At 38.6% G+C, this 23,789-nt stretch carries 25 protein-coding genes; 12 read left to right on the top strand and 13 right to left on the bottom strand.

Annotated elements, in window-relative coordinates:
* The first annotated feature begins 15 nt into the window (after window positions 1-15).
* The 4 genes from ade to O0V13_RS14455 all read left to right on the top strand — a co-directional run bounded on the left by ade (window position 16) and on the right by O0V13_RS14455 (window position 3,625).
* On the top strand, window positions 16-1,641 hold the full coding sequence (gene ade, locus O0V13_RS14470) for an adenine deaminase (protein ID WP_268035680.1): 1,626 nt from the start codon (window positions 16-18) through the stop codon (window positions 1,639-1,641).
* Between the two features lie 149 nt (window positions 1,642-1,790).
* A complete protein-coding gene (locus O0V13_RS14465) occupies window positions 1,791-1,985 on the top strand; it encodes a hypothetical protein (protein ID WP_268035679.1) in 195 nt (64 codons plus the stop codon).
* A 73-nt stretch (window positions 1,986-2,058) separates the two neighbouring features.
* Entirely contained in the window at window positions 2,059-3,219 is a 1,161-nt protein-coding gene (locus tag O0V13_RS14460) for a DUF4221 family protein (protein ID WP_268035678.1), read from the top strand.
* On the top strand, window positions 3,209-3,625 hold the full coding sequence (locus O0V13_RS14455) for a hypothetical protein (RefSeq protein WP_268035677.1): 417 nt from the start codon (window positions 3,209-3,211) through the stop codon (window positions 3,623-3,625). Before O0V13_RS14460 ends, O0V13_RS14455 begins: the two co-directional genes overlap by 11 nt.
* Before the next feature lie 94 nt (window positions 3,626-3,719).
* Here O0V13_RS14455 and O0V13_RS14450 read toward each other — a convergent pair whose 3' ends face one another.
* Both O0V13_RS14450 and O0V13_RS14445 read right to left on the bottom strand, forming a co-directional pair.
* Window positions 3,720-5,300, bottom strand: a complete 1,581-nt coding sequence (locus O0V13_RS14450) for a peptide chain release factor 3 (protein WP_268035676.1) — start codon at window positions 5,298-5,300, stop codon at window positions 3,720-3,722.
* A gap of 188 nt (window positions 5,301-5,488) precedes the next feature.
* Window positions 5,489-6,724, bottom strand: a complete 1,236-nt coding sequence (locus tag O0V13_RS14445; protein ID WP_268035675.1) for a sensor histidine kinase — start codon at window positions 6,722-6,724, stop codon at window positions 5,489-5,491.
* Window positions 6,725-6,867: 143 nt separating this feature from the next.
* On the opposite strand from O0V13_RS14445, the gene O0V13_RS14440 reads away from it, so the two are divergent.
* Entirely contained in the window at window positions 6,868-7,338 is a 471-nt protein-coding gene (locus tag O0V13_RS14440; RefSeq protein ID WP_268035674.1) for a Dps family protein, read from the top strand.
* A 130-nt stretch (window positions 7,339-7,468) separates the two neighbouring features.
* Here O0V13_RS14440 and O0V13_RS14435 read toward each other — a convergent pair whose 3' ends face one another.
* The 9 genes from O0V13_RS14435 to O0V13_RS14395 all read right to left on the bottom strand — a co-directional run bounded on the left by O0V13_RS14435 (window position 7,469) and on the right by O0V13_RS14395 (window position 15,498).
* A complete protein-coding gene (locus tag O0V13_RS14435) occupies window positions 7,469-8,773 on the bottom strand; it encodes an ABC transporter permease (RefSeq protein WP_268035673.1) in 1,305 nt (434 codons plus the stop codon).
* The gene (locus O0V13_RS14430) at window positions 8,766-9,659 is read right to left on the bottom strand and encodes an ABC transporter ATP-binding protein (protein ID WP_268035672.1); all 894 of its coding nucleotides are present in this window, start codon (window positions 9,657-9,659) and stop codon (window positions 8,766-8,768) included. The genes O0V13_RS14435 and O0V13_RS14430 overlap by 8 nt, the downstream gene beginning before the upstream one ends.
* An 11-nt stretch (window positions 9,660-9,670) precedes the next feature.
* Window positions 9,671-10,558, bottom strand: a complete 888-nt coding sequence (locus O0V13_RS14425; RefSeq protein WP_268035671.1) for a hypothetical protein — start codon at window positions 10,556-10,558, stop codon at window positions 9,671-9,673.
* Window positions 10,559-10,636: 78 nt separating this feature from the next.
* Entirely contained in the window at window positions 10,637-11,746 is a 1,110-nt protein-coding gene (gene dnaJ, locus O0V13_RS14420) for a molecular chaperone DnaJ (protein ID WP_268035670.1), read from the bottom strand.
* A gap of 2 nt (window positions 11,747-11,748) precedes the next feature.
* The gene (locus O0V13_RS14415) at window positions 11,749-12,309 is read right to left on the bottom strand and encodes a nucleotide exchange factor GrpE (protein ID WP_268035669.1); all 561 of its coding nucleotides are present in this window, start codon (window positions 12,307-12,309) and stop codon (window positions 11,749-11,751) included.
* Between the two features lie 77 nt (window positions 12,310-12,386).
* Window positions 12,387-13,382, bottom strand: coding sequence for a GTPase ObgE (gene obgE / locus O0V13_RS14410; protein ID WP_268035668.1), 996 nt, complete (start codon window positions 13,380-13,382; stop codon window positions 12,387-12,389).
* 77 nt (window positions 13,383-13,459) lie between these two features.
* Window positions 13,460-14,032, bottom strand: coding sequence for an adenylate kinase (locus O0V13_RS14405; RefSeq protein ID WP_268035667.1), 573 nt, complete (start codon window positions 14,030-14,032; stop codon window positions 13,460-13,462).
* A 22-nt stretch (window positions 14,033-14,054) separates the two neighbouring features.
* Window positions 14,055-14,588, bottom strand: coding sequence for a hypoxanthine phosphoribosyltransferase (gene hpt, locus O0V13_RS14400; protein WP_326492732.1), 534 nt, complete (start codon window positions 14,586-14,588; stop codon window positions 14,055-14,057).
* Window position 14,589: 1 nt separating this feature from the next.
* A complete protein-coding gene (locus O0V13_RS14395; protein ID WP_268035666.1) occupies window positions 14,590-15,498 on the bottom strand; it encodes a M20/M25/M40 family metallo-hydrolase in 909 nt (302 codons plus the stop codon).
* A gap of 170 nt (window positions 15,499-15,668) precedes the next feature.
* Here O0V13_RS14395 and O0V13_RS14390 point away from each other — a divergent pair, with 170 nt between their 5' ends.
* The 5 genes from O0V13_RS14390 (at window position 15,669) to O0V13_RS14370 (ending at window position 20,487) form a co-directional block, all read left to right on the top strand.
* Window positions 15,669-16,955: an OmpA family protein gene (locus O0V13_RS14390; protein WP_268035665.1), complete on the top strand. Its 1,287-nt coding sequence runs from the start codon at window positions 15,669-15,671 to the stop codon at window positions 16,953-16,955.
* A gap of 125 nt (window positions 16,956-17,080) precedes the next feature.
* Entirely contained in the window at window positions 17,081-18,373 is a 1,293-nt protein-coding gene (locus tag O0V13_RS14385; RefSeq protein ID WP_268035664.1) for an OmpA family protein, read from the top strand.
* A gap of 66 nt (window positions 18,374-18,439) precedes the next feature.
* The gene (gene upp / locus O0V13_RS14380; protein WP_268035663.1) at window positions 18,440-19,084 is read left to right on the top strand and encodes a uracil phosphoribosyltransferase; all 645 of its coding nucleotides are present in this window, start codon (window positions 18,440-18,442) and stop codon (window positions 19,082-19,084) included.
* Between the two features lie 3 nt (window positions 19,085-19,087).
* Window positions 19,088-20,032, top strand: coding sequence for a calcium/sodium antiporter (locus O0V13_RS14375; protein ID WP_268035662.1), 945 nt, complete (start codon window positions 19,088-19,090; stop codon window positions 20,030-20,032).
* Complete coding sequence (locus O0V13_RS14370; RefSeq protein ID WP_268035661.1) at window positions 20,029-20,487, top strand: hypothetical protein; 459 nt, start codon at window positions 20,029-20,031, stop codon at window positions 20,485-20,487. Before O0V13_RS14375 ends, O0V13_RS14370 begins: the two co-directional genes overlap by 4 nt.
* Here O0V13_RS14370 and sdaAA read toward each other — a convergent pair.
* Together sdaAA and O0V13_RS14360 are read right to left on the bottom strand one after the other, a co-directional pair.
* Window positions 20,476-21,384 (bottom strand): L-serine ammonia-lyase, iron-sulfur-dependent, subunit alpha, encoded by a 909-nt coding sequence (gene sdaAA, locus O0V13_RS14365; protein WP_268035660.1) that lies wholly within the window; start codon window positions 21,382-21,384, stop codon window positions 20,476-20,478. The two genes, O0V13_RS14370 and sdaAA, sit on opposite strands and share 12 nt — an antisense overlap.
* A 40-nt stretch (window positions 21,385-21,424) precedes the next feature.
* Complete coding sequence (locus O0V13_RS14360) at window positions 21,425-21,829, bottom strand: OsmC family protein (protein ID WP_268035659.1); 405 nt, start codon at window positions 21,827-21,829, stop codon at window positions 21,425-21,427.
* A 71-nt stretch (window positions 21,830-21,900) separates the two neighbouring features.
* On the opposite strand from O0V13_RS14360, the gene O0V13_RS14355 reads away from it, so the two are divergent.
* Together O0V13_RS14355 and lipA are read left to right on the top strand one after the other, a co-directional pair.
* Window positions 21,901-22,629 carry a hypothetical protein gene (locus O0V13_RS14355; RefSeq protein ID WP_268035658.1) on the top strand — a complete coding sequence of 243 codons (729 nt, stop codon included), beginning with the start codon at window positions 21,901-21,903 and terminating at the stop codon, window positions 22,627-22,629.
* A 55-nt stretch (window positions 22,630-22,684) separates the two neighbouring features.
* Window positions 22,685-23,563 carry a lipoyl synthase gene (lipA, locus tag O0V13_RS14350; protein WP_268035657.1) on the top strand — a complete coding sequence of 293 codons (879 nt, stop codon included), beginning with the start codon at window positions 22,685-22,687 and terminating at the stop codon, window positions 23,561-23,563.
* Window positions 23,564-23,789 lie beyond the last annotated feature (226 nt).

The raw sequence follows: 23,789 nt of genomic DNA, 5'->3' as shown, positions 1-23,789 counted from the left end.
TTAACTCTGATTTTCATGATCATCCACGCACAATTTGTCGATATTCTTGCCAGAAAAATCTATCCTGCAGAAGTAGCTTTCGAAAATGGAAGGATTCTTCAAATTACTCCCATCGAAACCACTGAATCACTTCCATATATTTTACCGGGATTTATTGATGCCCATGTCCATGTGGAATCCTCCATGCTTGTCCCCTCTGAATTTGCAAGATTAGCGGTATGTCATGGGACAGTTGCCACCATTTCAGACCCTCACGAAATCGCCAATGTTTGCGGAATAGAAGGAGTCGATTACATGATAGAAAACGGTAAGCAGGTCCCTTTCAAATTTTACTTCGGAGCTCCCTCCTGTGTTCCTGCCACTCCATTCGAAACAGCCGGAGCAGAAGTAAATGCTAAAGACATAGAAAACCTGATGTCCCGACCTGAAATCCATTATTTGGCTGAAATGATGAATTGGCCCGGAACAGTCAATCGTGATCCACTGGTCATGGAAAAAATCAAAATCGCCCAGAAATACGGAAAACCAGTAGATGGTCATGCCCCAGGACTCAAAGGTGAGCTAGCAGAAAAATATGTCAGCGCAGGCCCTAGTACAGATCATGAATGCTTCACCTATGAAGAAGCCTTGGACAAAGTCAAATTGGGAATGAAAATCGCCATTCGGGAAGGATCTGCAGCCAAAAATTTTGAGGCATTGATCGATCTCATTGACGACTATCCAGAAATGATCATGTTCTGTTCTGATGACAAGCACCCGGATAATTTGGCCATTTCCCATATCAATGAACTGGCCGCAAGAGCTGTGGCAAAAGGAAAAGATGTCTTCGATGTTCTTAAAGCAAGCTGCCTAACCCCTATTTCACACTATTCATTGAAAGTTGGTCAGTTAAGGGCTGATGACCCGGCTGACTTTATTTTGGTTAAAGACCTCAAGGATTTTCAGGTACTGGCTACGTACATCGATGGAGAAAAAGTAGCTGAAAATGGAAGGACACTGATTTACCCGATCAAAAATGAGATCATCAATAATTTTGATACAGATCTGAAAAACCCGGAAGATTTTAAACTCAAATCAAAAGGAAATCAAGTCCGTGTAATCGAAGCATTAGATGGACAATTGATAACCCCTGAAATCTCCGGTGAAATATTGGAAAAAGACGGTTTCGCAGAATCCAATTTAAAAAAGGACATTCTCAAAATCGCCGTGGTCAACCGCTACCAGAATGCAGAACCAGTAGTAGCCTTTATCAAAAATTTTGGCTTAAAAAACGGCGCCATCGCATCTTCGGTGGGACACGACTCGCACAATATTATTTCAGTGGGAGTGAATGATGAATCCATTTGCAAAGCGGTAAATCTGATCATTCAGGCAAAAGGAGGGGTATCTGCTGTTTCAGGAGATCGGGATGAAATTTTACCGCTTCCTGTGGGAGGTATTATGTCTGCTTCTGATGGCTATGAAGTGGCTGCCGCTTATACCCGAATAGACAAACTAGCAAAAGAAATGGGTTCCAACCTCAATTCTCCATTTATGACTTTGAGCTTTATGGCCTTATTGGTCATCCCAGACCTCAAACTGAGTGACAAGGGTTTATTTGATGGACAGAAGTTTGAGTTTACTGATATTTTTCTTTTTTAGAATTAATGTTTTAAAATATTTCTTCATAATAGTTGGTTTTTAGCCCCCCCCTACCACTATATTGCTAGTGATCTTTTGGCCAATGATCTTTTTATCAGGGTTTTACCTGACCAATTAAATTTTCTTTTATTCTCAAATTTTAAAAAATCATGAAAAAGCTAAAGTTATTAGCCCTTGGAATAGGGATTTCAACCTTTTCTATCATTGGAGTTTCTTATTTAACTTCTTCTTCCGCAGAGGCGCAAGGAGAGATTGCTAAATGTGATTGGGATGGCAAGACTTGTACAAAACCAAAAGACAAGTTGCCTTGTGGGTGTGAAGACGATGGAGGTACAATAGAATAATTAAAAACTAAGGCTATTTTAATTTTAACTTTTAATAGGAGAAATTTAAAATAGCCTTATTCCAAAACAAAAAATGAGAATATCAAATCTGATTTTATTTATAGGCATAATATTTTTTGGTTGTTCGCCAACTCCCACTTCAAGAAAAAATCCCGAAATTGGATTTACAATTGAAAGGGGATTAAGGATTCCCATTGAAGATGACTTTAATCCCGATATTTCAAGAGTCCAATATTTCGAAAGTGATTCTGGCGAATTTTTAGTAATTCAAAACAAAACAAATTTTGAATTAGGTTTTTTTAGCCTAGATGAAGAAAAATTAAAGAAAACTATACCACTTTCAAAAGAAGGCCCAAATGGCATTGGAATCACAAATGGTTTTCAAGTGATTAATAAAGACTCAATATTAATTGCCTCAATCCCTCCACGAATCCATATATTAAATTTCCTTGGAGAAAAAATAAATTCAATAAAAATTACTGACCCGGACAATAAAGCCAATTACCTCTCTTCAAATAATGAAACTCCATTAATCTTCTCTGAAAAAATAATTTATGGAGCCCAACCATTTTTCCAAGATATATATACAGCTAAGATATCAGAATTAGCAAATTCAAAACCATTTTTTAAAACGATCTTAAATAAAGATAGTACTAGAACGGATTGGATTAATATTCACAGACCAGAAGACGAATGGGTATTTGGGAAAAAAAGTTTGGACATCTCATGGGCAGAATTTGGGGACACGATATTAGTCTCCCCCCAATTAGACCACCAAGTTTGGGCAATTTCTAAATCCTCGGAAAAAATTTTAGCAACAAAGAAAATTAAAGCCAATAATATCAATGGATTTAGAATAATTGACTCTTCCCCGGTTGGCGACTCCGAATTAATTAAAGACCTAGAAAATGGACGATATGAAATTCTATTATATGACACATACAGGAATGTTTTCTATAGATTTTTCTACCCAGGAATTAATATTGATTCATTCAATCTTACCCCGAGACAACTTCTTGCTAACCATGCTAAAGTTGGAATAATAATTTTCAATAAAGAATTTGACATTATCGGCGAGCATATTTTTGAAAATAATTTCGTACAGCCATGGAATTACTTTGTTGGTAAAAAAGGCCTATATGTCTCTACCAACAACCCAAACAGGGATGATTTTGATGAAAGTATTCTTCGGTATGATATTGTAAGGTTTGAAGGCCTGAATTATGAAAACTAGCTTTCTCCCCTTCTTTCTATTCACTTTGATTTGTCTATCTTGTAGTCCAAAGAACAAGAAAGAAGTTGCAGATATCCTGAAAATTAAAGAGCCAAAGGAATGGATATTAGTCATTCATCCCGAAGGCTGTAAAACATGCCTGGAAAGCCTTTATGCTGAATTGGAGAACCTACCTACCACTAGTCCTGGAGGGATTGTCGTTATCGCAAAGAACTCCAAGGATTTAAGACTCCACCCTTTATTCGAAACTTCTCCAATACCCCTGTTCCTTGATGAAAACAAGACTTTAATTGAACATGGACTAGTAAGACCTGAAGATCAAATCCTTCTTTTCCGAAATGATGGTATCCAAAGATTTGACATTTTGAATTATCATGCTGCTTTGTCAAAACTTAGAGTTATGTAAAAGCACTTCTTAGCCAAATACTCCTTAAAAATTAAATCTCATATGAATAAACCCTCGAAGAGTTTGAAACTCTTCGAGGGTTTGCTTTATCTCTTTAAAACTCTGAAGTAAAGTGGAATTCAATATCCGGATAATTATCCTGTACCATTTGAAGCCATGCTTTGGATTCAGCCATAAAGACTAATTTCCCATCCTTGTCATGAGCAATGTGACGATTTTTGGAACGAACAAATTCATCTAATTGCTTTTTGTCCTTGCTACTGATCCAGCATGCTTTAAACAGGTTCATCGGATGAAACTCTACAGTCGCATTGTATTCATTTTTCAATCGGAACTGAATCACCTCAAACTGCAATTGCCCTACGGTTCCGACTACTTTTCTGGATCCCATATCGAAAGTAAATAGCTGAGCTACCCCTTCCTCCATCAGCTGCTTGAGACCTTTTTCCAACTGCTTGGTTTTCATCGCGTCCTTGTTGACTACCTCTCGGAAGATCTCTGGCGAGAAACTAGGTATCCCTGTAAAGACCATTTCTTCTCCATCAGTCAAGGTGTCTCCGATTTTCAGATTTCCGGTATCATACAAACCGATGATATCACCCGGGTAGGCAGTATCAATGATTTCCTTATCCTGAGCCATAAACTGAGTCACATTGGAAAAACGTAAGGGTTTCGGCCCCAAAACATGCTTGTATGGCTTATTTCTCTGAAATTCCCCTGAACAAATTCTCAAGAAGGCAATTCGGTTTCGGTGATTCGGATCCATGTTGGCGTGAATCTTAAACACAAAGCCAGAGAACTTATTTTCGCTCGGTAAAACTTCTCTTGTATCCGTATTTCGGCTTTTTGGAGCTGGAGCAATTTTGATAAAAGTATCCAGCATTTCATTGACACCGAAATTATTTACAGCAGAACCAAAGAATACAGGAGCAACTTTTCCTTCTAAATACTCTTTGGTATCGAATTCAGGGTAAACCCCTTCAATTAACTCCACATCTTCTCTCAATTGATCAGCAGCATTTTGCCCAATCAATTTATCCAATTCAGCATCGTCCAGATTTTCAAATGTTGTTCTGGCATCTGAAAGCTTTCTCTGAGAAGGAGTAAATAGATTCAGTTTCTGGTCAAACAAATTATAAACGCCCTTGAAACTTTTACCCATTCCGATAGGCCAGGAAAGTGGACGGCATTGAATATTGAGCTTAGATTCCACTTCATCCAACAAATCATAAGGATCACGTCCTTCACGGTCCAATTTGTTGATAAAGCAAATCACAGGAGTATTTCTCATGCGACACACCTCCATCAATTTTTCAGTCTGGATCTCCACACCTTTCACACAGTCAATCACCATAATTACCGAATCGACAGCAGTCAAGGTCCGGTAAGTATCTTCGGCAAAGTCCTGGTGACCTGGAGTATCCAGCAAGTTGATTTTAATGTCTTTGTACTCAAAACCCATTACGGAAGTAGCGACAGAGATACCTCTTTGCTTTTCAATTTCCATCCAGTCAGACTTGGTAGCCGTATCGATTTTATTCGACTTTACAGCGCCTGCAGTATTGATGGCTCCTCCAAAAAGAAGCAATTTTTCCGTCAGGGTTGTTTTACCGGCATCCGGGTGGGCAATAATTGCAAAAGTTCTACGCTTTTTGATTTCTTCCGTCAGACTCATGGGATGTGATTTTCAGCCGACAAAGGTAAGGAAAAATGACTGAAAGCCATTTGGAAATCAGAAATACGAAAGTAGAAGTCACCATTTATAAAGAACTTGAAAATCATAAGTGGAAGAATGAAGAAAAAATGATTAGATGAGGAGTTCGTCAATACCTCCTATTTCCAAATTCGTATTTCGTCAATCCATTAGTATTCTAAGATTCCTTCAGTCACGAATTGCTCCGCCCCTTCACGGGTACTATGGAGAATGATTCTAAAAGTTGTACCCACTCCAACCTCAGAGCTTTTTACATAAATCTTCCCTCCATGATAGCTTTCTATAATTCGCTTTGCTAAGGTAAGCCCCAAGCCCCACCCTCGTTGTTTGGTTGAAAAACCGGGATTAAATACTCGTCGATACATCTTTTTCTCCATTCCTTTCCCAGTATCCGTGATATCTATAATCACGAATTTGTCACTATCCTGAAGCAATTCTAATGTGATTTTACCCTTGCCCTTCATGGCATCCACTGCATTCTTACAGATATTTTCCACGACCCATTCAAAAAGGGGCTTATTCATCATGGCATCGAGATCCTGAGAATCAGCTTTGATGATCAATTCGACTTTCGTAGAAATCCTTGGTCTTAGGTAGCTTATAGTTTCTTCAATGATTTGATACAAGTTCTCTGCTTGGATCACCGGCTTGCTCCCAATACTACTGAATCGCTCCGTCACCATCCGCAACTTCACCACATCCTTATCCATCTCGGTGATGATTTCCTTATTCTCTTCCCAAACAGGTGAATTTCGCAAGTAATCAATCCAAGCCATCAAAGAGGCGATCGGAGTCCCTAATTGATGAGCAGTTTCCTTCGTAAGTCCAGCCCATACTCGATTTTGCTCAGCTATTTTACTTTGGTTAAAAAGCGCGTATGCCAAGGCTCCAAAAATCAATATTACCGCCAACTGGATATAAGGGTAATACTTCAAGTTCAATAAGAGCTCCGAATTCCGATAATAAACATGAATATCTGCCTCTTCCAAAAGAATTGGTTCATACTCCTCCTTCATTTCGATCAATTCTACTTCCAAGGTCTTCGCTGAGTCCTGAGCTGTTGCATTCTTTTTAAAAATGATATTCCTATACTCAAATGGATTTCCATTCGGGTCCACCATGATAATAGGAATAGAATAATTCTGCTGGATAATTTCTTGATTGATGAACGTGAGGTTTTCCGCAGTGGATGCTGCATACTCCAAAGCACTGGAGAGCAACTCAATTTGCCTTCTTTCCCTTTCTCTCAATTCCTCCACTAGGCTATTGGTATACCAGATAGAGCCGGCACCTATAAGTAGTGACACCAAAACTAATAGCCACTTAACCTGCTTTCGGTTTTGGTAAAAATCAATGGAAGTAAGATCCTGAAATCGGTTTTTCATGAATTGCGGAATTGCCCTTAAGGCTATTAACTGACCAAAGTCATAGATAGTATATCTCGGTGATAGATATTATCAGTTGGCTTTTGAGGCCTGTTTGCCGTAAATTTATGGTATTAAAAATAAGACAAAAACAAATAAGTAATATGAAAACGAACGACATCGGTTTAGAAGTAAAAGACAGCATTGTTTTGGTTGAAAAACTAAATAGGCTGCTTGCAAACTACCAAGTTTACTATCAAAATCTCAGAAATTTCCACTGGAATGTATCCGGACCGAATTTCTTTGAACTTCATGCTAAATTTGAAGAACTTTATAATGAAGCAAATGCATCAATAGATGAATTGGCCGAAAGGATTTTGACTTTAGGAGCTAGACCTTATTCTTCCTATCAGGAATATATTGAGACAGCATCCATCAAAGAAGCCAAAAAGGTTACCGAACCAGTGAAAATGGTTGAAATCGTTAGAGACAACATTACTACACTATTAGAATTAGAGAGAAATGTACTAGAAGCGGCAGGTGACTCTAGCGACGAAGGTACAGCCTCTTTAATGAGTGATTATATCACCGCTAAAGAAAAGGTTGTTTGGATGCTTTCTGCTTACTTGAGATAATGACAGAAAGGAAAAACATCAAAAAGTCCCGACCAGTGCCGGTCGGGACTTTTTTTGGTTATCAAGCATTGAGTACAAAAATCTCGTTTCTTGATTCTCGATTTTTAAATCTATCCCCTTTTTTCTAGAATTAATTATTTGTTTTAATCCACTTCCAAAGCGTCTTATAGGAAGGCTTGGTTCCATGCATCAGAATTCCGATTCTATATATTTTTCCTGCCAACCAAGTGGTTCCAAGAAAACCTAAGATCAACAATATCATTGAAAGGGCCAGTTCCCAAAAAGGAACTCCAAAACTCACTCTTCCCATCATTGCAATTGGCGAGGTCAAAGGTACCACTGAAAGCCAGAATGATGCAGTACTATTTGGGTCTTGCAGTACAAAAACAAATAGCCCCATATAGGAAACTATCAAAGGGATAGTTACAGGCAACATAAATTGCTGTGCATCTGAAGGAGCATCCACGGCAGAACCAATCCCAGCGAAAAGAGCCCCGTACAGCAAATAACCTCCCAAGAAATAGAAAACAAAACACAGCACCAAAGTCACAAAGTCGATACCATTGATCACTTGAAGGATTTCAGAAACTCCACTATCTGGAATTTGCTCCATTCCGACTTGAGCCATCTCCATTGCTTGTTGCTGAGGCATCTGCATTCCGAGATAACCCGTCACCAAAGTGGTCAATCCTCCCACCAAAACAATCCAAATCAGCAACTGGGTCAATCCAACACCTGCAATCCCAACAATTTTTCCCATCATCAATTGAAATGGTTTGAGAGAAGAAACCAAAATTTCGACAATCCTACTGGATTTCTCTTCGATGACTCCTTGCATGATTTGATTGCCATAGATGAATATGAACATGTAAATCAAAATGCCTGCAACAAAACCTATGGCATAATTAACAGTGGCATTTGATACCTTTTCCTCACCTTGTTCATTGACGGTTATGGATTTGATGTCCACTTTTGTCCGAATATCAGATATCAATTGAGGGTCAATTCCTGACTCATACAAGCGTTGATCTTCAATTTTCTTTTTCAGACTTGACTCCAAATAGGACATCAAATTCATATTTGGGTTCTCTTCCCCGAAAAATGTAATTCCCTTGGGATTTTCCAGATCAAACTTAGGGATATGGAGAAAGCCATATCGATCGCCATTTTTCACCAAATCCTTTGCTTCTTCATCACTTCTATCTGAGAATGAAAAAGCATATTGATCGGAACTCTCCAAGAAAAAGAGCTTATTTTCATCAACTACTTCAATGATTCTCAAGGATTGATTATCCTTTTCCTCCATGGCAATCCAAACAAAAATTGCCATGATCGCCGGAAAGATCAAAGGAGTCAACAAAGTGGCCAAAAGGAAAGATTTTTTCTTTACTCTTGCCAAATATTCCCGCTGCATTACCAACCAAATCTTATTCATCGTGTGTGGATTTTACTTGGTGGATAAAAATTTCTTCCATGCTTGGGATTACTTCTTGGAATCTGCTAATCTGCCCATAGTCCATCAACTCTTCCAATAATTCGTTGGGATGCTTTCCGCTAAGTGGCAAAGTAAAATGATAAGCGCCTTCATCTTCTTTCGCTGTCCATTCGGCAGGGATTTCTTTTACCGGATTCTCAACTGTCACATGAAAAACCTCTGGTCTAAAGCTATTTTTTACCTGACGAATGGTCCCATCCAAGATTTTATGAGACTTATTAATCATAGCCACCTGATCACAAAGCAACTCCACCGATTCCATTCTGTGAGTACTTAGAATCACCGTAGTCCCCTGTTTTTTGAGCTCAAGAATCTGATCTTTGATGATTTCAGCATTGACAGGATCAAATCCGGAAAATGGTTCATCCAAAATCAAAAGTGGCGGATTATGAATAATGGTTGAAATAAACTGGACTTTTTGAGCCATCCCTTTGGAAAGATCTTCTATCTTTTTTTCCCTCCAGGTACTCATTTCCATTTTATCCAGCCAGTTTTTTATTCGGGTCTTTGCCTCGTGTTGGGAGAGCCCTTTAAGTCTTGCGAAATAGATCATCTGATCCCAGACTTTCATTTTTTTATATAGTCCTCTCTCTTCAGGCAAATAACCAATTTGGCTAATATGGTCAGGAGCCAAGGGCTTTCCGTCTATCAAAACCTGACCTGAGTCAGCATCTATGATTTGATTGATAATTCGAATGAGAGTTGATTTTCCGGCACCGTTAGGGCCTAAAAGTCCAAAAATCACCCCCTTACTCACCTTTAGGTCCACATCGGTCAATGCCCGGTTGGCTCCATAGGATTTATTGAGTTTTTGGGTTTCAAGCATGTAATGAAAACTTATTCTACTTTGAGAGAACCAACCCCAACATCAATTATCAAATCCAAAAGTTTAGGGTCATTTTCTTTGTAACCTCGAGTCACATAGGTCTCTTTGTCCAAAGAACGTAAATATTTCGGGATTGAAACCCTACACATCGCAGTGGTTTTCATTTTTATCTTGACTGGATAATTGTCAGAAGGTAGTTTCAATTTTAGAGTTCCCGCTCCCACAGCTGCAATAACCTGCGAAGAATTGGACATTCCTTCGGAAAAATTCAAATGAATATTTCCATAATTCACTTCAAAAATCATCTTTTGGGCATTCGTAAAATTGGCTGACTCCACGTCTACCGTTCCCATATTCAATGTAACCAACAAGGTGTCCATTTGAACTTGATTCGGATCCTCGCTGCCATAAAAAATATGTACATCTGCACTGGCACTTCTGACTTTCAGCTGGCTAATCGGCAACTGTGACAAATCAAAATCAGCCTGTCCTACCCCCAGATTAAAATTCAGGTGATATAAATAGTTGGAAGCCAGGCCTACATCCCAACTATGCCCAAATCCGTCTTTTCCACTGGAAAAAAACTTAGAAGTGATGCTTTTACCTAAATTATCAGACTCTACATTTTTGTGAGAAAGATTAGTCCAAAGAACATTCTCTTTGACTTCATGTGTAAATGAAGGTAAAATATTGGTTTGCTCTAAATGTCCATGGATATAGATCGGTTCCATGGACCGGACTCTTTTCAGGTGAGTAGCACTTTTATAACTCGAAAAATCGAGTACCACCAAATCAAAACCCTCTTTCTCAGGGGCCCTGTATTCTTTCACCAACTGTGCCTGACTAACACCTATCCCACAAAACAAACCTAGGAAAAGCAGACATAATTTTCTCAGCATACGGATAGGTTACGACTCGACATAGAAAAGGTTTTAAAAATATAAAAAAAGCCAGAATTGCTTCTGGCTTTTTCATTTCTAAAAGAATTCTTTCATCTTATCGAAAAAGGATTTATCTCCATTACCAGGATCTGGTTTGAAATTCTCGGAGTTTTTCAGATTTTCCAAAGTTTGCTTTTCTTCTTTGGACAATTGGGTTGGTGTCCAAACATTAACCATAATTAATTGGTCGCCTTTTGAATATCCATTAATATCCTTAATTCCTTTACCTTTCAGTCTTAGCATTTTCCCTGACTGAGTTCCAGGATCGATTTTAATCTTAACCTTACCGTCAATAGTAGGAACTTCAATAGAAGCACCTAGAGCTGCATCTACAAAGGAAACATAAAGATCAAAAACAACATTGTTCCCATCCCTTTGAAGCACTTCATCCTCGATCTCTTCGATCACGATCAACAAATCACCTGGAATACCACCAGGGATCTCATTTCCTTTTCCAGACATGCTTAGCTGCATACCTTCGGCAACACCTCCTGGGATATTGATAGGAATAATTTCCTCTTTTACGATCAAGCCTTTCGCATCGGCTTCCGCTGGTTTTTTATCCACTATTTGGCCGCTACCCCCGCAGACTGCACAAGTACTTGCCGAAACCATTTGACCAAGCATAGTATTCACCACCTTTTTGATCTGGCCACTTCCGTTACATGTTGAGCATGATTTGAAAGTAACTCCAGCGGCAATTACATGTCGTTTAACTTTGATCTTCTTTTCAACACCATTGGCTATTTCTTGAAGATTCAACTTCAACTTCACCCGAAGGTTGGTGCCTTTTTTGGTACGACGACCTCCGCCTCCTCCGCCACCGAAGAAAGAAGAGAATCCTCCCCCACCAAAAATATCTCCAAACTGAGAGAATATGTCATCCATATTCATTCCTCCGCCTCCAAAGCCACCATTACCACCAAGACCTTGATGGCCAAATTGGTCATATCTCTGACGCTTCTCTTGGTTACTTAAAACCTCATAAGCTTCAGCAGCTTCTTTGAATTTTTCTTCTGCTTCTGGATTGTCCGGATTTTTATCTGGGTGATACTGGATTGCTAGCTTTCTGTACGCTTTTTTGATTTCGTCAGCAGATGCAGATTTACTAACACCCAATACCTCGTAGTAGTCTCTTTTTGCCATAATTATGCTCCTGTCACAACTTTGGCAAAGCGAACCACCTTATCTCCTAAAGTGTATCCTTTCTCTACCACATCAATTACTTTTCCTTTCATTTCTTCAGTTGGGGCCGGGATTTGAGTAATGGCCTCCTGTGTATCCGCATCAAAAGGTTGACCGATCAAATCCTTCATCGGTGTTAATCCTTTATTCTCTAAAACTTTCATGAATTTGTGAAAAATCAACAGATTCCCTTCTCTGATTTTTTGAGCATCCTCCTCCTTCTCGTTTGCCTTGATAGCTCTTTCAAAATCATCAACCACAGGAATCAGGTCTCCAAGAACACCTTCAGAAGCTGTTTTGATAAGATCTAAACGCTCCTTAGCATTTCTTTTTCTGAAATTTTCAAAATCAGAATACAGCCTCAAATATTTATCCTTCATTTCGGCAACATCCGCCTCCAACTTTGCCATTGGATTTTGTTCTGTTTGCTCAGTAGCATTTTCTCCTGAATTGATATCTTGATCTACAGTTTGATCTGCTACTTCCTGTAGGTTTTCGTTCACTTCTTCTTCCTTATTTTTCATAATAATATTTTCAATAGCTGGCTTTTCCTTTCTCAACAATATTGTTGCCAGTGATCAGAAACTGACAAACTGACACCTCACCCTTCCTGAATAGCCTGCCAAATCATATCCTTTAACTTATCAAGGTTCTTTTGGGCTACTGCAGAAATAAAAATAGAAGGAATTCCTTTAGGCAATTCCTGTGTCATCTCTGCCATTAATTCATCATCAAGCATGTCTGATTTTGAAATTGCTAGCAACCTCTTTTTATCCAAAAGTTCTGGATTATATTTTTCCAATTCCCCCAACAAAATCTTGTATTGTTCCGCAATGCTTTCAGCATCCGCAGGAATCAAAAACAACAAGATGGAATTTCGCTCAATATGTCTCAAGAAACGAATACCAAGACCTTTCCCCTCAGCTGCTCCTTCTATAATTCCCGGGATATCCGCCATAACGAAAGATTTATCATCTCGATAGCCAACTACTCCCAGATTTGGAACCAATGTAGTAAAAGGATAATCTCCAATTTCCGGTTTTGCAGCTGAAATGGAAGACAAAAGAGTAGATTTTCCCGCATTAGGGAATCCTACAAGACCTACATCCGCCAATAACTTCAATTCGAGAATGATCCATTCTTCGATCCCCTCTTCTCCAGGTTGAGCAAAATGAGGAGCTTGATTGGTAGCAGATTTAAAGTGATGATTTCCTAATCCTCCTCTTCCACCTTTGGTTAAAATTACCTCTTGACCATCCTCGGTAATTTCGAATCTTTTTTCTCCTGTTTCAGCATCCTTAGCCACAGTCCCTAGAGGAACATCAAGAATAATGTCTTTCCCATCGGCACCAGTCCTTCTTCCTCCTTCGCCTCCTTTACCAGCTTCAGCAATGACATGTTTTTTATACTTCAAGTGAAGCAATGTCCAATGCTGGGCATTTCCTCTTAATATGATATGCCCGCCTCGACCACCATCTCCTCCATCTGGACCACCTTTGGGCACATGCTTTTCTCTTCTGAAATGAAGAGAACCAGCACCTCCAGCACCAGATCTAGAACAGAACTTTACGTAATCAATGAAATTGGAATCTGCCATAGATATGTTATTAATAAAAAAGGCTAAGCAAAAAGCCTAGCCAAATTGAGTTTGCAAAATTAGCAAATTATGTCAAATCAGTAGCTATCAATCACCTTACTAATAGAATCAAAGATAAAGTCAATCTCACCTACTCCATTGATTTTTCGAAATTTACCTTGTTTCTCATAATAACCTGCCACAGGTAGAGTTTCATCTAGATAGACTTTGATCCTTGTATTGATTTTCTCGTCATCTTGATCATCCACTCTACCTGAGGTTTTCCCTCTTTCTTTGATCCTTTCTCTGAGAATATCTTCCTCAACATCTAAAGCGATCATTCCAGAAATCTCCATCCCATGCTTTTCCAACATGGCATCAAGCGCCTCAGCTTGAGCAGTAGTTCTAGGAAATCCATCAAAAATAAACCCTACCGCATCTTTAGTAGACTCAATTTTCTCTTCAACCATCCCAATTACAACCTCATCAGGAACCAATCGTCCTTCATTCATATACTTCTTTGCTAGGTTCCCGAGTTCTGTTCCTTCACCCAGGTGTTTTCTAAACAAATCACCAGTAGACAAATGTGTCAAACCATATTTCTGAATCAATTTTTCACTTTGAGTGCCTTTTCCAGCACCTGGAGGGCCAAATAGTACTATGTTATGCATCCTGATTATTTTAAATTATAGATCACTTTAATTGGTAGATTTCTGGGAGCTCTCTCCCCAAACCATCGTAATCCAGTCCATATCCTACGACAAATTTATTGGGAATTTCAAAACCCACATAATGAAGTTGATATTTAAAGCGAAAAGCTTCCGGTTTGAATAGTAATGTAGCAATAGAAATCGACTTGGGATTTTCATTTTCCAATCGATGGAGCAAATAATTCATACTAACTCCAGTGTCTACTATATCTTCAACTATTAGTATGTTTTTATTTTGAAGATCATCCGGTAATCCTATTACTTCTTTGACAATTCCTGTACTCTGAGTACCGGAATAAGAAGATATTTTTAAAAAGTTGGTTTGAATCGAGACACCCTTTATTTCCCGACAAAGATCAGCCATCACAATAAATGAACCATTAAGAACTCCTATAACCAACAGATCCTCGTCTTTGAAATCGCTTGATATTTGTGTTCCAATTTCCTTTAATCTATTTCTTATTTCTGTCTCTTTCAAATAGACCTCAAAAGATTTATCCTTAAGTGTAACCACCATATTATAAATGTTTCATTAAATATCGATGCATTTGAATCATTGCCTCCAAATCTGCCAGTGCTACTTTTTCATCTGGGGTGTGAACATTTTCTTCGGCCGCGCCAACAAAAACCCAGTCTATCGCGTACGGAGAAAATTGAACCTCTCTTCCATCACTACCTCCATAGGCCTCAACTTCCAACTGATACGGAATACCGCTATCTCGGGCGAGGCTTATCACTTTGTCGATGAATTTCTTTCTGGGAATAAATTTATCTCTTATTGAAATAACCACACCTTCATTGGGAAAGACTCCATCTGTAATCCAAGTAATATCTGATATCAAGGCATTCTTAATGGGGTGCGTTTGTTGGATAAATGACAACAAAAAGGGCATACTTCCACCGCCATGCTCTTCATATGTGGAAAACACTACCCATCCATGTTCCAATTCTTCACACACTTTTAGTGCAGTGTAAACTCCCAACCTATTGTCAAGATATGCTGCCTGAATAAATTCATCATCAATTCTCACATTCTGAGCAAAGGCCAATCTTGTTCCCCTCTCGATTGTCCGAGCAAAGTCATGCCTTAAGTTTTCCTCATCTCCCAAAATCCTGCAGGAAATTTGACCGAGACTATCTTGACCTTCCAATAAAGTACCTTCTTGAATCTCCGGGCCACCCACTGCAACCAACTGATTCTCATATCGTGACATAAAGCCAATGGTGTCGATATGTGCAAACACAGCTGTTGTTGGTGTGCCAAACTTCAACAATATACAGTCATGAAATTCATCACCAGCAAAAATTTCTGGCTGAAAATCCCAATTCTTTTTTTGTTTGTCTATATATTGAAGGATAAATTTTGTTGTAGGCCCTTCATCACCGGAAACCCCGAACTGAACTAATAAATCACGTAATAATTTCATTTTGGCATCAATTATGTGAATATTTTATCGTTAATTGAAAAAAAGTAGGCGAATGTTTAAATGAAAAATTGGCATTTAAATATTTCGTCTAGATTTGCAGTAAATTAAAAGTTTATAAATTTGTAGTCACATCAATCAAACACTTAAAATTTGAACAAAAATTTTTTGTTATGAAAAAACTAATACTCTCAACACTTATGGCAGGAGCCTTGGCTATTGGAGCCAATGCTCAGGACTTCGACAAATGGTCCTTAGAAGTCAATGGAGGCTTTAACAAACCAATGGCTCCATTAAACGGATCATTCCTATCACCTTCTCTAAATTTGGGACATGTGGACTTCGGAGTTCGCTATATGTTCAATGAGAAGTTTGGTTTGAAATTAGATTATGGATTTGGCTCTATGCATGAAGCAAGAGGTGCTGATTCAGAAAGCCTTGAATTCGACACAAACTATAGCCGACTTGATCTTCAAGGAGTAGCTAACATGGGCCGCGTATTCAATTTTGAATCATTCACAAGATCATTTGGACTATTGGTTCATGGTGGTGCTGGTATCGGTACTGTTAAACCTCAAATGAATGCGATCAGTGATTTCGATGACCAAGTTTATACTTTCATCTTCGGTTTCACTCCTCAGTTCAAAATCTCTAACAGTGTAGCGATCGTCGGTGATATCTCTACTGTATTGAACGGTCGTCAGACTGTTACTTGGGATGGTTCTGAAATGTTGAATCCAGATTTAACAAACGGTTTCTATGGTACTAATGGTACTTGGTGGACTGGTACTCTTGGTTTGCAATTCTACCTTGGATCTAAGGAAGAGCATGCTGACTGGTACATCGCTGCTGACAAGTATGCTACTAAAGAAGAATTGGCATCTCAAATCAACGGAATCAAAGATATGTTGAAGGATTCTGATGGCGACGGTGTTCCTGATTACCTTGACAAAGAACCTAACACTCCAGCTGGTGCTAGAGTAAACTCAGCAGGTATGACTCTTGACTCTGACGGTGATGGAACTCCTGATCATATGGATAATTGCCCATTCCTTCCTGGTCCTGCTTCTACAAATGGATGCCCAGTTGAAGAGGTTGTTGAGCAACTTGACTATTTCAAGAAAGCGATCAATGATGGTTATGTGAACGTATACTATGCATTTGATTCTGCTAAGCCACTAGGTTATTCTTCTAGCGCTGCTTCTTACGTAGCTAACTTCATGCAGAAAAATCCAGGTGTAAGTGTAGAAATCAAAGGATATGCTGACGAATTAGGTCCTGAAGATTACAACATGAAGCTTTCTGAAAGAAGAGCAAAAGCTGTTTATGATCTTTTGATCGCTTCAGGTATCGACGCTTCTAGACTTTCTTACAAAGGTTACGGTGAAGATACTAGCGTTGACAAGTCTTCTGCAGATGCAAGACAAATGGCAAGAAGAGCTAGTTTCGAAGTGAAATAATTGACGTTTAAATACGTTTTAAAAACCTGGTCATTCAGACCAGGTTTTTTTTTGCCCAATTCTAAAATATATTTCCCGTTTATATACATTTGTTGCATCATCCTTATACAATCAAGTCAATTACAATGAGAAAACTATTTATTATCCTATCCCTATTCGGGGTTACTCAGGTTTCTTATGCCCAAAAAGATTATAACCAATGGTCTATTGAAGCAAATGCGGGGTTCAACAAGGCTATGGCTCCATTATCGCCAGATTTCTATTCTCCATCTCTGAACATTGGACATGCCGATTTTGGTTTAAGGTACATGATCAATGAATATTTCGGTGTGAAAGGAGACTTGGGATTTGGGAGCTTCTCAGAAACGAAAAATAAAAGTCCTGAATTCACTACCAAATACATCAGGATGGATATCCAGGGTGTGGTCAATTTTGGAAGAATGTTAAATTTTGAATCATTCTCCAAAAAACTAGGATTTCTTGGACATCTTGGAGCTGGTTTTGGCAGAATGAGTTTTGAAAAAACCATTCTTAATACTTCTCCTGATTATCATTACAACATCATCTCTGGATTAACTGGCCAATATAGACTTTCTGAAAAGGTAGCCTTAGTTGGAGATATCTCAATGATCACTAATGGTAGACAAACATACACTTTCGACGGTAATTACTACAATGCTGACAAGCAACCCGACAACCCGTACGAAAACCCAATGGTTCATGCTATGGGCAATTGGTGGACAGGTACTTTGGGTCTAAACTTTTACCTTGGATCAAAAGACCAACATGCTGACTGGTATCTAGCATCTGAGAAGTATGCCACAAAGGAAGAACTCGCATCTCAAATCAATGGAATCAAAGACATGTTGAAAGATTCAGATGGCGACGGTGTTCCTGATTACCTTGACAAAGAACCTAACACTCCAGCTGGTGCTAGAGTAAACTCAGCAGGTATGACTCTTGACTCTGACGGTGATGGAACTCCTGATCATATGGATAATTGCCCATTCCTTCCTGGTCCTGCTTCTACAAATGGATGTCCAGTAGAAGAAATCACTGAACAAGTTGATTACTTCAGAAAAGCAATCAATGAAAATTATCTGAACGTTTACTTTGCATTTGATTCTTCCAAGCCCTTGGATTACTCAGTTTCCTCAATACAATTTGTATCCAATTTTCTAAAAAAGAATCCCGGAGTTCAATTAGAGGTGAAGGGTTACGCTGATGAATTAGGCTCTGAAGATTATAACATCAAATTATCTAAAAAAAGAGCAAAAGCTGTTTACGATGTTTTGATTGAATCAGGAATTGATTCTTCGAGACTTTCTTTTATAGGATATGGTGAAGACACAAGCGTTGACAAGTCATCATCTGATGCAAGGCAAATGGCAAGAAGAACAAGCTTTGAAGTAAAATAGCAGGTATTCAGATTTTAAAAGATTAAACCCGACAAGAATCGTCGGGTTTTCTGTTAAATTTGCTTCATGTTCATACTTTCTGATCAGCCTTCTATTGCAAATCAATTCATTGCAGAAATGAGAGATCCTGTGATCCAAAAAGATCGCTTGAGATTTCGGATGAATTTAACGAGGCTAGGAGAAGTCATGGCCTATGAGGTTTCGAAAGCTCTTACTTATGAGCCCAAAGAAATAAACACCCCTCTTGGAGTGGCAAAAAGTTTAATCCCAAGTGAACAGCCAGTCTTAATTTCAGTCTTGAGAGCTTCCCTTCCTTTTTATCAGGGGTTTCTCAATTTTTTTGATCAGGCTGAAAATGGATTTATCGGAGCCTTTCGACAGGAAAATGAAGGAGAAGATCTAACCATCAATCTAGGATATTCTGCAAGCCCTTCCCTCGAGGGAAAAACGATCATTATCGCAGACCCCATGTTGGCCTCTGGAAAGTCAATTCTTTCTACTATAGAAAAACTCAAAGAGCATGGCATCCCTAAATTCATTCATATTGTTGCTGCCTTTGCAGCTCCTGAAGGGATTCAGCATATTGAATCAAATCTAAAATCACCTTTCAAAATATGGACTGGCGTCCTAGACGAAAAGCTTAATGACTTGTATTATATCGTTCCTGGTTTGGGGGATGCAGGTGATTTGGCATTTGGTACTAAATTATAATTTATGACGGCTTATTTATTACTAGCAATCGGGCTTGTAATTTTATTATTCGGAGGTAAAATCCTAGTCGACGGAGCTTCAGCTATAGCCTTAAAATTAGGAATGAGTAGTGGACTTATTGGACTTACTATTGTCGCGTTTGGAACCTCCGCTCCTGAATTATTGGTAAGCGTAAGTGCGGCACTAAAAGGGAATAGCGACATTTCTATTGGAAACGTTATTGGTTCCAATATTGCTAATATTGGCCTCGTTTTAGGATTTAGCGGTGTCTTTTATCCCATCATGATCAAAAGGACCCATTTGAGGTTTGACTACTTAATCACCATTCTGGTAACTGTCCTCTTTTTTGGATTGAGTTACAATGGGTTTATTCAACTATGGGAAGGTATCTTACTTTTTGTCCTCTTCATCATTTTCAATCTATATTTATTTAAAAGTGTAAAAGGTGGAGTAAATAAAGAAGCTGGACATGAAGCTGAAGTAGAAATTGAAAATGTAAAAGGCTATGGGTGGGCTACTGCAATTGGCTTATTTATCGGTGGAATTGTCGGTCTTTATTTTGGTTCAAATCTCCTTGTTGAAAATGCCGTTTTAATCTCCAGAGAGTTTGGGGTTTCCGAGCGAATAATTGGAGTCACCATTATTGCAATAGGAACGAGCTTACCCGAATTAATCACCTCCATTATGGCTGCTTTGGCTAAAGAAACAGATATGGCTTTGGGGAATATACTTGGAAGCAATATCATGAACATTCTATCAATCATTGGATTGACGGCAATCATCCAACCCATCACTGTTTCTCAAGAATTTATCCAAAGTGACTTTATTTGGATGATCGGATTTACCCTAGTTTTATTTCCTCTGATGAGAACAAAAATGCAAATTTCTAGGTTTGAAGGAGTGGTATTACTAGTGGGTTATTCTGCTTATTTGTTTTTCCTATTATGAGCGACTCTCTGATCACCTTTCTTGGAATTTACTTTCTAACCTATTTCAAATTTATCGCTGGACCCCTTTTGGGATCTGCGGCGGGCTATTCTGTTTTCGAAACAATATTGATTACAGTGGCAGGAACTATGTCAAGCGTATTTGTATTTACACTCCTTGGTAAAAAGTTTAAAGAATTTCTTCAGTTAAGATTTTCGAAGAAAAAGCCGATTTTTTCAAAGAAGAATAGAACAGTGGTAAAACTTTGGAAAAAATATGGGGAAATCGGAATTGCCCTGATTACCCCATTGGTACTTACTCCTATTGGAGGAACATTAATATTGGTTTCTTTTGGTACGAAAAAGAGAAGAATCTATTTCCATATGCTTTGGTCTTCTACCCTTTGGGCCACTTTTTTTAGCCTTACTATAGACCAAATACTTTCTATTCCTTTATTTCAGAATTTACTCGGGTGATTTCTCATCTGGTAAAATCTCAATATCCTGGATCAAAACCCTTTTAGAAATTTCTTGCCCAGTAAGAGTTGCTGCTAATCCTCCCATTGCTGTTTCTTTATATTTGCTTTCCATAGAAGCCCCAATCTCACCCATTGCTTCTACGCATTCATCTACCGGGATCACTGCATTCACACTAGCCAAAGCAATTTGAGCGGAACTAAAAGCTATACTTGCGGCACTAGCATTTCGAACTACGCATGGCACTTCAACCAATCCAGCGACAGGATCGCAAACTAATCCTAGCATACATTGAATCGTTATTGCGACTGCATTGAAAACTTGATCTATATCCCCTCCTAAGCAATAAACTATGGCGCCTGAAGCCATTGCGGCCGCAGAACCAGTTTCTGCTTGACAACCACCAACAGCTCCAGCCAAACTTGCTTTTTGTTCAATAATCAATGCTATACCCGCACCTACTAATAAGCCTTTGACAATTTCTTCATCAGATAACTCATGAATTTCTTGAAGAGTGACCATCGTCCCAGGGAGAATCCCTGAGGCTCCAGCAGTTGGAGCAGCGACAACTCTGCCCATGCAACTATTCACCTCTTTGGCTGCTAAAGCTCTGGAAATTAACTTTTGAAATTCTGGAGACAAAACGGTTAAGGAGTGGTTGTAAATTTTCTTAGCACCGTTATCAATCATACCACTATGAGATTTCATATCCTGCTCCAATCCAGTCTTCACAGCATCCTTCATCACAGAGTAGGCCTTCAAAAGTCCGTTGAGAATATCTTCTTCATTGGCTCCCTTCTGTTCACATTCATATTCAATAACGGATTTATCCAGAGTGATATTTTTTTTCTCACAGTAGGACTTCCAATCTCTAAAGTTTTCAAATAAGTAACACATGTATATTTGGGTTTAAAGATTTATGATGTTACTGTATCAATCAAAAATTAAAATTAATAGTTTGCTTGACCGAAGGATCCAAACTTAAAGCCACCGGACATGTTCTAGCTGCATTTTTCAATTTCTGAATCATAGCGGGGTCTGAAACAGGATCCTCCCAATGAAAATCAATTACAATTTCTCCAATTTTCCGAGGATTCGATGCCATAATTTTGGTCACTTCCCAATCAAGACCTTCCAAGGAAATATTATTTCTTTCAGCTACAATTCCCATAATAGTCACCATACAAGATCCAAGTGCCGAGGCCACTAAATCTGTTGGAGAAAAAGCCTCTCCTTTTCCATTATTATCTACAGGTGCATCCGATATAATAGTCTTACCTGATTGAATATGAGATGATGTGGTTCTTAAATTTCCTAAATACGAACTTTTTATCGTGGGCATAAACTCTTACTTTTAATTTTCAGTTAAATACTTGTATTCAAAAATAGGTCAATATTTTCGACTCAAAGCCAATGAACAGTTTTAAAATTTTCTTTTTAGCTTGTTTTGCGATGATCGCATCAACGGCTTATGCCCAGAGAGAGGATGCAGGTAATTACGAATATGACAAGGAGTTTCTCTTTGGTTTAAATAAGAATACAAATGGCGGGTTAATTGGAGGATTTGTATTCAAAGTAGGAACTCGAATAACTGATGATCAATTTTCTTTTTTTGCAGTTGAGCTTTCCAATGTAAAAAACCCAAAAGAAGTAAGATATAATACTGTTTTGGGAAACAGTTACATATTTGGAAAATCAAATTACCTCTATGCTATAAGACCTCAATACGGCCGCGAAGTGATTCTCTTCAAGAAAGCCCCAAACCAAGGGGTTCAAGTTTCCGCTCTAGCTGCAGTAGGACCTTCAATTGGATTGATAGCTCCATATTATATTGAATATGCAATCAATCGCCTTGAGTCAGTCAGAGAGCAATATGACCCCGAGATTCACGGTGTCAGATATAACATCTTGGGTACAGGCAGATTATTTGAAGGTATTGGTCAATCACAATTAGCCGTAGGAGCTAATTTAAAAGCTGCAATGAATTTCGAATTTGGGGTATTCAAAAGTAATGTCACTGGTCTGGAACTAGGATATATGATCGAGGGTTATTCCAAAGAAATCCCCCTAATTCCAACTGCTGAAAATAAACAGCTCTTCCAATCCGCTTATTTTACCTTCTATTATGGATTCAGGAAGTAAGGAAGATTGGGTTTTGATTCATTAAACCTTAATTTTGCCTTCAAATTACATCGATATGATTGAATTGCCGGTAATATCAGAAGAAGCTACTCGAAGAAAGAAACCAGACTGGTTAAGAGTGAAGCTTCCTGTCGGAAAAGAATACGCAAAAGTCAGAAAACTAGTAGATCAACATAAACTCCATACCATATGCGAAAGTGGAAACTGCCCAAATATGGGTGAATGTTGGGGTGCTGGTACAGCGACTTTTATGATACTTGGGAATGTATGTACTAGATCATGTTCATTTTGTGCAGTAGCTACAGGACGTCCACCAGAATATGATGAAGACGAACCTAGAAGAGTAGCTGAAGCTATCCAATTGATGGGAGTAAAGCATGCAGTACTTACTTCAGTCAACAGAGATGAATTAAAGGATAAAGGTGCTGAAATCTGGTACCAAACAGTTGTTAAAACCAAGGAACTTTCCCCGGAAACGACAATCGAAACCTTAATCCCTGATGTGAAATCAAATTGGGATGCATTGTATAGAATGATTAGCGGTGGCCAGGAAGTAGTATCACATAATATGGAAACTGTTGGTTCACTCTATAGAAGAGTAAGACCACAGGCGAAATATGACCGTTCTTTAGAACAAATCAAATTGACTAAAGAATATGGAAAAAGAACCAAGACTGGTATTATGCTAGGTTTAGGGGAAACAAAAGAAGAAGTCTATAAAGCTATGGATGATTTAGCTTCTAACGGTTGTGACATTCTTACACTTGGACAATACCTTCAACCGACCAAAATGCACATAGAGGTTGCCGAATTCATTCATCCGGACTTATTTGATCATTACAGAGAAGAAGGTCTTAAGAGAGGATTGAAATACGTTGAATCTGGTCCATTAGTAAGGTCTTCTTACCATGCAGAAAGACATGTAAACGTCTAATTGTACAAACGATATTTAAAAAAGCTCAGAGAAATCTGAGCTTTTTTTATGACTTAGGACTAGCATAGGATCCTTAAACAAGGGCAAATAAGCCTATGAACAGGTAACACAAAAATAAAATCTAACCCTATAAACCACAAAAGCTCTTTGGCGTGAACCAAAGGGCTTAAATAATGAGGCGCCCCCCGATGATTATCTCGTAGGCTACTCTCCCGGGTATAAGCCG

Source organism: Algoriphagus sp. PAP.12, assembly GCF_026652115.1.
Classification (GTDB): domain Bacteria; phylum Bacteroidota; class Bacteroidia; order Cytophagales; family Cyclobacteriaceae; genus Algoriphagus.
Note: the sequence above shows the minus strand (reverse complement) of the source record. Positions and strands in the feature narration are given on the sequence as shown.